This is a genomic window from Streptomyces abyssomicinicus, assembly GCF_008974245.1.
GTDB lineage: Bacteria > Actinomycetota > Actinomycetes > Streptomycetales > Streptomycetaceae > Streptomyces > Streptomyces abyssomicinicus.
Genome location: NZ_BBZI01000009.1, coordinates 590,873 through 602,655 on the forward strand (window position 1 = coordinate 590,873; position 11,783 = coordinate 602,655).

Annotated in this window: 7 protein-coding genes; 4 read left to right on the plus strand and 3 right to left on the minus strand. The window is 75.0% G+C overall.

Features of this window, described 5'->3' with window-relative positions; genetic code table 11:
• Positions 1-308 precede the first annotated feature (308 nt).
• Positions 309-2,435 (plus strand): asparagine synthase-related protein, encoded by a 2,127-nt coding sequence (locus tag GBN72_RS23020; RefSeq protein ID WP_151773742.1) that lies wholly within the window; start codon positions 309-311, stop codon positions 2,433-2,435.
• Between the two features lie 431 nt (positions 2,436-2,866).
• Here the strand turns inward: GBN72_RS23020 and GBN72_RS23025 are convergent, their stop codons facing one another.
• On the minus strand, positions 2,867-4,858 hold the full coding sequence (locus GBN72_RS23025; RefSeq protein ID WP_151773743.1) for a sigma-70 family RNA polymerase sigma factor: 1,992 nt from the start codon (positions 4,856-4,858) through the stop codon (positions 2,867-2,869).
• A 196-nt stretch (positions 4,859-5,054) separates the two neighbouring features.
• Positions 5,055-5,795, minus strand: coding sequence for a TetR/AcrR family transcriptional regulator (locus GBN72_RS23030; RefSeq protein ID WP_151773744.1), 741 nt, complete (start codon positions 5,793-5,795; stop codon positions 5,055-5,057).
• 380 nt (positions 5,796-6,175) lie between these two features.
• On the opposite strand from GBN72_RS23030, the gene GBN72_RS23035 reads away from it, so the two are divergent.
• Both GBN72_RS23035 and GBN72_RS23040 read left to right on the plus strand, forming a co-directional pair.
• Positions 6,176-7,573, plus strand: coding sequence for an NAD(P)/FAD-dependent oxidoreductase (locus GBN72_RS23035; protein WP_151773745.1), 1,398 nt, complete (start codon positions 6,176-6,178; stop codon positions 7,571-7,573).
• 162 nt (positions 7,574-7,735) lie between these two features.
• Positions 7,736-9,439, plus strand: a complete 1,704-nt coding sequence (locus tag GBN72_RS23040) for an ATP-binding SpoIIE family protein phosphatase (protein ID WP_151773746.1) — start codon at positions 7,736-7,738, stop codon at positions 9,437-9,439.
• A gap of 62 nt (positions 9,440-9,501) precedes the next feature.
• Here the strand turns inward: GBN72_RS23040 and GBN72_RS23045 are convergent, their stop codons facing one another.
• On the minus strand, positions 9,502-10,791 hold the full coding sequence (locus tag GBN72_RS23045) for an MFS transporter (protein WP_151773812.1): 1,290 nt from the start codon (positions 10,789-10,791) through the stop codon (positions 9,502-9,504).
• Between the two features lie 115 nt (positions 10,792-10,906).
• On the opposite strand from GBN72_RS23045, the gene GBN72_RS23050 reads away from it, so the two are divergent.
• Positions 10,907-11,473, plus strand: a complete 567-nt coding sequence (locus tag GBN72_RS23050) for a MarR family winged helix-turn-helix transcriptional regulator (protein ID WP_151773747.1) — start codon at positions 10,907-10,909, stop codon at positions 11,471-11,473.
• The last annotated feature ends 310 nt before the right edge of the window (positions 11,474-11,783 follow it).

The window sequence follows — 11,783 nt, forward strand, 5'->3', positions numbered from 1 at the left end:
CCCGGTATGTACGGAGAGTGTGCGCGAGCCTCCTCAATCCGCACACGTACCGCGTAATTGGCTGAAAATATGCCCTTCGCCGACAGGTCGAACCACCGCCCTCGCCAGGGGATTGAGGGCGCATCCGGTGGTCCGCGGGGCGCGCCTGGGGGCGCATTCAAGTCGCCCCGTCAGCACGCCCCCCGCGGGAGCGGTCTCTGCGGCGCGTACGGAGGGCGCGTCGGCATGCCTCCGTGACACTCCCTTCGTGGCAGCATGGAGCACGGGTTCGCTCGTGCACTGGTTGTCCACAGCCTGTGGAGGCGTCGATGCGGTGGTTGGTGGGATGGAGCAGCGCCGCCGCAGGCCAACGGCCGCCCGGCGCGGACCTCTTCGGGGAGTACGGCGAACCCGGCGGATACGCCGACGAGTTCGAGGACGACAACCCCGAGCCGGTAGGGGCCCAGTTGCTGTGGGGCGGTCCCGACCCGCTGTGGGCGGTGGGTGACTGGCGGCCCGACGAGACCCGCGTCCTGGTCGCCGACGAGCGCGCCCGGATCGCCGTGGTGGGCCTCTGCGGGGCCTCCGACGACCAGCTGCTCGCCGGCCTCTTCGCCGCCCGCGGCGGGGCGCTGCGCCACCTCACCGCCTGGCCGGGCAGCTACACCGTCGTCGTCCAGGTCGACCGGCGCACGACCGTCTGCGGCGACCTGGCCGGCGCCCGCCCCGTCTTCCACACGCCCTGGCGGGGCGGCACCGCCTACGCCACCGCCGCGCTGCCCCTCGCCGACCTGATCGGCGCCAACCTCGACTTCGGGCACCTGGCCGCGCTGCTCGCCGCCCCCGAGGTGCCGGCCGCCCTTCAGGACTCGACTCCGTACGAAGGAGTGCGGCGCATCCCGCCCGGGCACGCGCTGATCCTGCGCGCGGGCGCGCGGGAGGTCGCCGGGTACGAGCCGGTGGCGTCGCTGGCCGTGGCCGCGCCCTCCGCCGATCCGCACAGCGCCGTGGACGCGCTGCGCGAGGCGCTGGTGGAGGCGGTCCGCACGCGGCTGGCCGCGCCCCGGCACATGCCGGGCACCGGCATCGACCCCGGCCCGGTGCCAGGCATGGGGCCCGCCGACCGGCGTGCGGCCCGGATGCCGGTACCGGGCATCGGGGCCGACCTGTCCGGCGGCCCCGGCTCGGGGACGCTGGCCCTGCTCGCCGCCGGGCTGCCCGGCCGCCCCGGCACCGTGCTCGGCCACGGCGCGGGTGCGGGGGAGCGGCTGCTCGCCGTCACCTTCAACGACCTGGCGGTGCGCGGGCGCGAGGCCGAACTGGAACGGGCGGGCACCCTCGCCGCCAACCCCCGGCTGCGTCACGTGGTCGTGGCGGGCGGCGAGGAGGCGCTGCCCTACGCCGACCTGGACGGGCCACTCACCGACGAGCCCGGTCCGTCCCTGGTCACCGCCACCCGGCACCGCGCCCGGTTCGCGGCGGGCAGCGCCGACCACTTCACCGGGCACGGCGCCCGTCAGGTCCTGGACGCCCACCCCGCCCGGCTCGCCGACCTGCTGATGGACCGCAAGCGCCGCCACCTGGTCCGGCCCACCATGGCGTTGGCCAAGGCGGACGGCTCGGTGCTGGTCCCGGCCCGGGTGTACGGCGCCGCCCGCAAGCTGGCCCGCACCTCCTACCTGGCCGGCATGAACGATTTGGCGGAACGCCTGCGGCACCGCCGGTTCGACGACACGACCGCCGTCGCCGGTGCCGTGGAGGCCTCGCTGGCCGCCCTGGTGTGGGCCACACCCGGCCCCGCCGCACGCTGGCTGACCGGAGAGGCCCTGGCCGACGTCTCCGGACGCCTTCAGGCGGCGACGCTGCGCGCGGCGGCCGTCGGCCCGGGGCAGCGCCCCGGCGATTTCCGTGCCCGGGCGGCGCTGGCCCGCCACGCGGCGGACCTGCGGGTGCTGGAGCAGGCCGCGGAACTGCGGGCGCAGCGGCTGCACGCGCCGTTCCTCGACAACCAGGTGGTGCGGGCGGGGCGGGCCCTGCCGGAGACGCTGCGGGTGCGGCCGGGGGCGCGGGCGGCGATCCTCCGCTCGGTACTCGAGGGCGCGGGCGTGGCCGACCTCCCGCCCGGGTGGGGCGCACCCAGTCATGCCACGGCGGCCGCGGCGGACCTGGCCGGGCTGCGGGTGGCGGGCGACGCCCTGGGCGACCTGTTCGCCTCGCCGTTCCTGGCGGAGGCGGGGCTGGTGGAGGCGCGGGTGGTGCGGCGGGCGCTGCGGGCCGGCGCGGACGGTGAGCCGCTGCCGCTGGCGGGGCTCGCGGAGATCGTGTCGCTGGAGCTGTGGCTCCGGCGCCTGCTGTCCCGGCGCGGCACCTGCTGGACCGGCACCGCCCGCCGCCGTGCCGCCCCGGCCGGCCTCACCCCGCCACGCCGCAAGGCCCTCGGCACGGCGGGCCGCTGACCGGCCGACGGTCCGCCGAGCCGTGCCCAGCGGTGCGGTTCCGCGGTGCCGGGTCGCCGGGTCGCCGGGTTGCTGGGGCACGCGGTCGCCTGGTCGGCCGGTCGCCGGGTTGCTGGGGCATGCGGTCGCCTGGTCGGCCGGTCGCCGGGTTGCTGGGGCATGCGGTCGCCTGGTCGGCCGGTCGCCGGGTTGCTGGGGCATGCGGTCGCCTGGTCGGCCGGTCGCCGGGTTGCTGGGGCACGCGGTCGCCTGGTCGGCCGGTCACCCCGTCGCCCGGTCGCTCCGTCGCCCGGTCGCTCCGAGGGCCGGCGGGCCGCGGGTGCCGTACCGGCGGTTCGTGCCGCCCGCAGGCGGAGCAGGGCGGTTGCCCGCCGCTGCCCGCGCGGTGGCGTGGTCGGCCCGCCGGGATCACCACGTAGGCGAACCCGGGGTCATCCGCAGGTGAACCGGGACTCGGCCCAGTCGGCGGGGACGAGGACGCCGCTGTCGTGCGGCTCGACGACCAGACGGACCGTCCTCCGCCCGGAGAGGGAGACCGACACCGGAACCGCCGGATCACCTCCGCGCAGGACGCCGGAGCGCCACAGCCGTTCCCCGTCGGCGAAGACGGAGAACACGGCGCTGCCCAGCCCCGCCCCCATGTCGTCGATCCCGGCCATCGCCCGGTACGAGGTGCACGGCCGGTTGAGGTCCACGACCACGGACGACCATCCGTTGACCGTCACCCCGTGCGGATAGGTCACCCCCGCGACCGACAGGGACCGCCGCTGCCAGACCCAGGTGCTCTCACCGATCCGCATCTCCGGGCCGGTGCCGTCCCCGGTGATGCCGTACGGCAGTCCGCTCCACCGGTACTCGGCCGGCACCACCGGCTCGGGCAGCGGCGGTGGCGCCTCCGACGGCTTGGGGTCGGGCTCCGGCTCTGTGACGGACTTCGGACCGGCGGTGCGGGAGGGCGAGGGGGCCGGCTCCGCCGAGGACCTCGCGGGAGACGGCCGGGGCTCGGGCGCGGGACCCGCCGTGGGTCCGGCGTCCGCCGGCACGGCGGGCTCCGCGGCGGGCGGAGGCTCCGGTACGTCCTCCGGCGCGGCGGCCGGTTCCGACACGGGCGGCGGGCCGGCCACCGGCGGGGTCTCCCGCGGGGCGCCGTCGTTGCCCACCAACGCCAGTGCCAGCACCGCGGCGGCCACCGTCACCACACCCGCGGCGATGCCCGCCTTGGCCGGTGCGCCCAGCCCTTCCCCCAGCGCCCCGCCTCCGCCACCGCCCCCGCCGCCCGCACCACCGCCCGCGCCGGCTCCGCCCGCCGCACCACCCGAGGCGCTACCCGCCGCACCGCTCGCCGCCCCACCGCCCGCCGCGGCCGAGCCGCCCACGGACGCCGCGCCGGTCCCGGCGCCGCCCGCGAGCAGTCCCGCCACCTTGGCGTACCCGGCGGTGCCGAACCAGCCGATGACCGCCACCGGCACGACCGCCGGGATGCCCTGCGCGACGTCCCTGATCTGCCCGGCCGCCGTCCGGCACCGCGCGCACTCCTCCAGGTGCCTGCGCATCCCCCGCTCCGCCCGGATCCGCAGCCCGCCCCGGGCGAAGGCGCCCAGCCGGTCCGCGTACCGCGCGCACTCCGCGTCGGCGGTGAGGGCCGCGCTCACGTGCGCCTGGAGATAGGCCTGCTTGAGCCCTTCCCGGGCCCGGCTTGCCAGCACCCGGGTGCCGTTGGCGTCCAGGCCGAAGAGGGTGGCGACCTCCCCGGGGGACTCGTCCTCGACCTCGGTGTGCCACAGGACCGCCTGCCACCGCTCGGGCAGCGAGCGGAACGCCCGCACGGCCAGAGACTGCTCGGCCAGGTGCATCGCCCGGACGTCGGCGGCGAGTTCCAGCGTGTCGTCGTCCGCCCGGTCGGACGTGCCGCCCGTCTGCTCGACGAAGACGGCGAAGTCGTCGACCAGTTGTTCACGACGCGCGGTCCTGGTCCACCCGGCCGCGGTGCGGCGGACGGTGGTCAGCAGATAGGCGCGGACGGCGTGCCGGGGACCGGCACCGCCGCGCACCGCCTGGAGCATGCCGGCGAACACCTCGGCGGTGAGGTCGTCCGCGGTGTGCGGGTCACGGCAGCAGGTGCGGGCGTAACGGCGGACCGCGTCGGCGTGCCGGCGGTACAGGGCCTCGTACGCGGAGTCGTCCCCGGACCGCATCCGCACGATCAGTTCGGCGTCGGAACCGGGGGGAGCGGTGTCGGGGCCCTCCAGGGCACTGCCCGCGTCCCGCTGTGCGGGAAGCCAGGGTTCCTGCCCCCGGGGCACCGCGCCCCCGGCGTCATGCGCGGAGGCACCCGGCCCCGCCTGCTCGGGAATCCAACCGGCACCGCCGTCGGTTCCTCCGCCGGTCACGGCGCCCTGCTCGTTCCGCTCGTCCATGCCCATGTATCGGCTGGCCCCCGCACGCCGGTCCGTCCTGTCGCGGCCAGCGTGGCACAGGGAACCGGACCGACGGCCGGACAAGCGGAACGACCACTCTTCCGGGCGGTTTCACCCCGGGCCGGGCCCGCGCCTCACCCTCGCCGGGAACAATCCGGGGGCGCACCCGGGCATCACTTCCGGGCGCGCCGTCCGGCCCACGTCACGACGGCCGCGAGCGCAGTCCCTCCAGCAGGATGTCCAGCAGCCGCGACGACGCCGCCGCCTGCTGTGCCGGATCCGGCAGGGAGGGCGCCGCCGTCGCGATGACCAGCAGCACGTCCGCCACCGACACGTCCGCCCGCAACTCGCCGGCCGCACGCGCCCGGTCGACCAGACGGCCGACCACGTCGAGCAGCGCCGCCGCACCGGCGTCGTCGTCCGGTATCCCGGACTCCCCGGAGCCGGCCGGAACGGTCCGCTGCTGCGGCACCCGCGCGTCGTCCGCCACACCGACCCGCAGCACCTGCGGCGGCAGCAGGCGCCCAGCACCCGAGGCGACCGAGGTGCGCAGGAACCGGGAGAGAGCCGACCAGGGCTCGTCCTCCTGGCCGAGCGCGGCCCGCGCCTGCTCGGTCAGACGGGCCGTCTCCTCCTCGGCTATCCGCCGCACCAGCACGTCCTTGCTGGGGAAGCGCCGGTAGACCGTGCCGACACCCACCCGGGCCCGCCGGGCGACGTCCTCCATCGGCGCCCCGTAGCCCAGCTCACCGAAGACCTCGCGGGCCGCGCGCAGCACGTGCTCGAGGTTCCGCTGGGCGTCGACGCGCAACGGCGTCGTGCGCATCCCGCGAGCGGTCGCGTGCGCGATGGCGCTGCCGGTGCCGCTCACCGTCGCGGTGACCGGCGCCGAGACCGCCCGCGCCACGGGCGCGGACGGCCAGTGAGATTCCTGCGTCTGCATTTTCCGATCCCCCCGGTTCATGCGTCTCCCCCCGGAGACTCCCCACCTTGGACGGCCGGGCCACGGGGACGGCAGGTGTACCGAAACCCGCCCGACGCGCAACCGAACCGCGCATCCCCCCACACCCCGACGCAAGACGAACATAGTTGAGTGGACGTCAATTCAGAAGAGCCCCGTTCCGGGTGCGGGTCCGCACGAATGGAGTACAGGGCGCGCCAGGCCCGACCGCACACCCTTTGCGAGCCCCCGCTTCCCCTCCTACCTGCGCATTCCGCTTACGCCGCCGCGGTGCCACCGACGGTCGCCGGGAACGGCCGCCGGTCACATGAATTGCCAAGGCTGTGGACAAAGTCCGGAACGGGGTGCGTCATGGGAGGGTGATGGTGAAGGAGCGCACCCGGGTGCTGGTGGTGGGCGGCGGCTGTGTCGGCATGAACGCGGCCCTGCGGCTGCAGCGACGCCTGCGCGCGGAGCTCCGGTCCGGCGCCGTGGAGGTCGTCCTGGTCACGGCCGATCCGTACATGACGTATCAGCCGTTCCTCCCCGAGGCCGCCGCCGGGTCGATCTCCCCGCGCCACGTCGTGGTGCCGCTGCGCCGCGTCCTCGACGACTGCCGGGTGGTCGTCGGCGAGGTCACGGGCATCGACCACGGCCGGCGCCTCGCCCGGTACACCACCGCCGCCTCCGCCGAGCGGGCCGCCCGCAACCCGTCGGCACCCGGCGGCGAGTCGATCGGCTACGACGAGCTGGTCCTCGCCCCCGGTTCGGTCTCCCGCACCCTCCCCGTGCCCGGCCTGGCCGACCACGGCATCGGCTTCCGGACCGTGGAGGAGGCCATCGGCCTGCGCAACCACGTGCTGGAGCAGCTGGACATCGCCGCCTCCACCCGCGACCCCGCGGTCCGTGAGGCTGCCCTGACCTTCGTCTTCGTCGGGGCCGGATACGCCGGCGTGGAGGCGCTCGCCGAACTGGAGGACATGGCGCGGTACGCGGTCCGGCACTACAACACCATCGCCCCCGAGGACCTGCGCTGGGTCCTGGTCGAGGCGTCCGACCGGATCCTCCCCGAGGTCGACGCGCGCCTCGCCCGGTACGCACTCACCCAGCTTCGCCGCCGCAGCGTGGACGTGCGGCTGTCCACCCGGTTGTATTCCTGCACCGACCGTGTCGTGATGCTCGACGACGGCGCGCGGCTGCCCGCGCGCACCCTCGTGTGGACCACCGGTGTGCGTCCCTCCCCGCTGCTCGCCGCCACCGGTCTGCCGCTGGACGGCCGGGGGCGCCTGCGCTGCACCGAGCACCTCGCCGTCGAGGGCGTTCCGCACGCCTGGGCGGCCGGCGACGCGGCCGCGGTCCCCGACATCACCGCCGCCGCGCCGGGCGCGACCGTGGCCCCCAACGCCCAGCACGCGGTCCGCCAGGCCCGGGTCCTCGGCGACAACCTGGTGCGCAGCCTGCGGGGCGAGCCGCCGGAGAGCTACGCCCACGCCCATCTCGGCGCGGTCGCCTCCCTCGGTCTGCGCAAAGGCGTCGCCCAGCTCCGCGGCCGCCGGCTCACCGGGCGCCCCGCCTGGCTGCTGCACCGCGCCTATCACCTGGGCCGTCTGCCCACCCTCAACCGCAAGGCGCGGGTGCTCGCCGAATGGACCCTCGCCGGTCTCTTCGCCCGCGAGATCGTCTCCCTCGGCTCGCTGGAGCATCCCCGAGCGGAGTTCGAACGGGCCGTCGGTGGAAAGCATTCCGACGGCCCGTCGGACGACCCGAACGGGTCCATCTGACCGGACGGAGGAACTCCGCAAACGCGCCAGGCGTCCAACGGATGTCGGTGCAAACCGCCCCGGACCGCTCCGGGACTGCCACACTTATCCACCGTCCGCGGCGGCCGGCGAACCGGCCGCATTCCGGAGCAGGCCGGAGACGACAACCCGAGGCAAGGATTCGTGAACTTCACGCGCTGGAGCGCCCGGCTCCCCGGAACGCAGCGCCGCGCCGCAGCGCGGGCGGGAACAAACCCTTCCCCGGACCGAGGGGCCCCGGACCGGGAGGCCCAGGACCGAGGAGCCCCGGACGGTGGTGCCCCGGCCCGCCGGGCCGACGGGTCCGTCCCCGCCGCCCGGGCCGAACGGCCCGGCGATCCGCGCCGGCCCGGCGCCACCGCCGTCGAGGACCTCGCCGTCCACGACGTCCTGGACCGCGTCCCCGCCCTCGTCGCCCTGGTCCACGGCACGGACCACCGTGTCGCCTACGTGAACGCCGCCTACACCGCCGCCTTCGGGCCCCGCGGACCGGGAGAACCGGCCCGTGACGGCCTCCCGGAACTCGTCGAGATCGGCCTGCTCCCCCTCCTCGACCAGGTCCTGCGCAGCGGCCGCCCGCGCACCCTGAAGTCCCGCAAGGCCCCCGACGGCCACTGCTACACCTTCACCTGCACCCCCGTGGACGTGGCGGGCGAGCGGCACGGCGGCGTGCTGATCTTCGCCGCCGACGTCACCGACCACGCCGAGGCCGCCGAGCGGCTGCGCGCCAGCGAGCGCCGGCAGCGCGAGACCGCGGTGACCCTCCAGCGCTCCCTGCTCCCGCAGGAGCTGGAACAGCCGGACGACCTGCGCATCGCCGCCACCTACCACCCCGGCGGCACCGAGGCCGCGGTCGGCGGGGACTGGTACGACGTGATCACCCTCGGCGGCGGCCGTACGGCACTGGTCATCGGCGACGTGATGGGCCGCGGGGTCCGCGCCGCCGCGGTGATGGGACAGCTGCGCACGGCGGTCCGCGCCTACGCCCGCCTCGACCTTCCGCCGCACGAGGTGCTCCAGCTGCTGGACGGCCTGGCCTCCGAGATCGACGCCAACCAGATCGCCACCTGCGTCTACGCGGTGCACGACCCCAACGAGGGCCGCCTGGTCTACGCCTCGGCCGGCCACCTGCCGATCCTGGTCCGCGACGCGAGCGGCGAGGTCGTCCGCACGGAGGAGCCCACCGGCCCGCCACTCGGCGCGGGCGGCTGGGTGCACGGCTCCGCGTCGGTGCCGCTGACCCCCGGCTCCACCGCCGTCCTCTACACCGACGGCCTCGTCGAGCGGCGCGACAAGGACCTCGACGAGGGCATCACCGCGCTGGAGCGGGCGCTGGCGGGCGCCGGCGGAAGCCCCCAGGTGATCTGCGACCGCCTGATGCGCTCCGCGGGCGTCACCGCCGACCACGACGACGACGTGGCGGTGCTCGTCCTCCAGCACCCCGAGCGCACGGGAGCCGAGGCCGACCTCTTCCGCAACGCCGAGCTGGAACTCCTGGGCGGAGCCGAGGCCGCCCCGCACGCCCGAGCCTTCACCTCGGGCGTCCTCACCAGCTGGCGGTTCCCGCCGGACCTCTGCGACCTGGGCGTACTGGCGGCCAGCGAGCTGGTCGCCAACTCGCTCCAGCACGGCATCCCCCCGATGCGCCTGCGCCTGCGCCGCACCGACCGCCGCCTGATCGTCGAGGTCACCGACGCCGACGACCACCTCCCGCGACGGCGCCGCGCCGAACCGGGCGACGAGTCGGGGAGGGGCATCGCCATCGTGGCCACCATCAGTTCCAGCTGGGGCTGCCGCCGCACCCCGGGCGGCGGCAAGGCCGTCTGGTGCGAGTTCGCACTGCGCTGATCACGGTGCGGCGCACCGCGGGAAGCGCGGAGCCGCGGGGGCCCGGTGCCCGCCCCTGGGCGTCAGGCGTCCGCACCCACCGGCGCGGCCGGCGGCGAGGCGGGCGCGCCCTGCGCCACGATCCGGCTGCGCCAGGCGTAGGGGTGGTTCTGCGCCGGGGTGAGCCGCCGTTCCAGCATGATCGCCAGTCCGGCCATGCCCACGCAGAACACCATCATCAGCACGACGTACGGTCCGTGCAGCGAGGCGCCCATCGGCCCGCCCACGGCCGGACCGATCGCCAGAGCCAGCTGCTTGACCAGTGCGAAGGCCGAGTTGTACTGCCCGGCGAGCCCGGTCGGAGCGAGGTCCGCGACCAGCGGCGCCAAGGTCGGCGAGAGCAGCGCCTCACCCAGGCCGAAGAGCGCGTACACGGAGATGAACGAGACCGTCGCGACGGCCTGGCTGACGTCGGCCAGCCCGGAGAACCCGGCGACCGCCCAGGCGAAGGTCCACAGCAGACCCACCGCCGCGATCACGCGGGAGCGCCGGCGCCGCTCGACGAAGCGCAGCACCAGGAACTGGGCGAGCACGATCACCGCCGTGTTGGCGGCCAGCGCCGTGCCCAGCGTGGACGTCGAGATGCCGGCGGCCTCCACGCCGTAGGCGCTCAGCCCCGACTCGAACTGTCCGTAGCAGGCGAAGAAGAGCACGAAGCCGAGGACGCACAGCCACACCATGGCCCGGTTGCGCATTAGCGAACGCCAGTCGGCCTTGACCGCGGGGACCTCCTCGGGCGAGCCGTCCGGCAGCCCGGCCCTCGGCAGCCGCGTCGTCGCCATCAGGCCGGTCAGCAGCACGAACATCGCCGCCTGGATGGAGAACAGCAGAGTGAACGAGCTGGGCCGCGTCGGGTCCACCAGGTGGCCGCCGATCAGGCCACCGACGCCCAGCCCCAGGTTCTGCAGGAAGAACTGGGTGGCGAACGCCCGCGTGCGCGAGGCCGTGGACGAGCAGTCGACGACCAGCGTGGCGAGCGCGGGCTGCATCACGGCCTGGCCGGCGCCGAGCAGCGCCGCCGACAGCAGCACCGTGCCCGCGCCGGCCGACAGGCCGAGCGCCAGCGAGCCGCCCGCGGCGGCCACCAGCGAACCGATCAGCACCGGCAGCGCGCCGCGCGAGACGATGGCCCGCCCGGCGAACGGGAGCACGATCAGGGCGGCCACCGCGAACACCGCGAGGACCAGCCCCGCCGTCACGGAGCCGAGCCCTCGCACCTGTGCCACGTAGACGTACAGATACGGAACGGTGAAACCCAGACCGAACGCACTGAGTGCGCTGCCCACCTGGATCCGCCGCATCGCCTTGCTCACTGTCACCTGCCTCGCACGATCGTTAGCTCTGAACACTTAGAACCTAAAGTTCGAAGCTAAACATTACATCCTCAAGGGCTTCAGGTGCGAAGCCTGTGCATGCGATACTCCGCACATGGCCGACAACTCCGCAGACCGGACTGCAGCGGCGCCCGGTGAGCCGCCGCTCGAGGAGCAGATCGCGGCCTACCAGCGCGAGTTCCAGGACCTGGATCCTCAGGTCGAGAAGGTCGTGTCGGCGTTGTCCCGGCTCAACCGCCGGATGAACGTCGCCTACAGCCGCCAGACCGCGGACCTCGGCATCAGCAACGCGGAGTGGGAGGTCCTCAAGGCATTGGTGCTCTCCGGAGCGCCCTACCGAATGGGACCCGGCGAACTGGCCAAGCGTCTCGGCCTCACGCCGGCCGCGATGACCCACCGCATCGACCGCATGGTCGCCGAGGGTCTGGTCACCCGGGAGCGCGACGAGTCCAACCGGGTCCGCGTCATCGTCGAGGTGACGCCGGTCGGCCGGGAGAAGTGGCTCGACGCCATGCGCCTGGCGAGCGTCTTCGAGGAGGACCTCCTCCAGGACCTCTCCTCCGGGGAGCGCCACACCCTCGGGGAGCTCCTCACCCGCCTCCTCATCCGCGTCGAACACGCCCAGCCGGACGCCGGCGGTCGTCTGACCGACCTGGACTGAGGGCGGCCCGACCCCCGCATCGGACGTCACACCCGGGCGCCTTGACACGACCCCCTGCGGTCCGTAAGGTTCTTCGAGTTGCCACCGAGCCGTCACGGTTCGCAGGCAACCGTTCGCCGCTCTCAGCGGCACCTCACACCAAGCACGATCACTCCTCGCGAGAACTATTTCGGCATGCCCGGAATGGAATTCGCGTGGGCTCGAGGTATCCCCGCCGGACCCGAATGGGACCCGATTGGGCGCCACGGGAAAGATCCGCTAAGGTTTGAGACGTCGGAAGGGCCCAACAGCCCGGAAGACAAATCCCGCT

Bases quoted from the DNA above. Each gene is read 5' to 3' on its own strand.
- GBN72_RS23030 (WP_151773744.1), bottom strand. From the start codon at position 5,795: ATGCAGACGCAGGAATCTCACTGGCCGTCCGCGCCCGTGGCGCGGGCG.
- GBN72_RS23035 (WP_151773745.1), top strand. From the start codon at position 6,176: ATGGTGAAGGAGCGCACCCGGGTGCTGGTGGTGGGCGGCGGCTGTGTC.
- GBN72_RS23020 (WP_151773742.1), top strand. From the start codon at position 309: ATGCGGTGGTTGGTGGGATGGAGCAGCGCCGCCGCAGGCCAACGGCCG.
- GBN72_RS23050 (WP_151773747.1), top strand. From the start codon at position 10,907: ATGGCCGACAACTCCGCAGACCGGACTGCAGCGGCGCCCGGTGAGCCG.
- GBN72_RS23025 (WP_151773743.1), bottom strand. From the start codon at position 4,858: ATGGGCATGGACGAGCGGAACGAGCAGGGCGCCGTGACCGGCGGAGGA.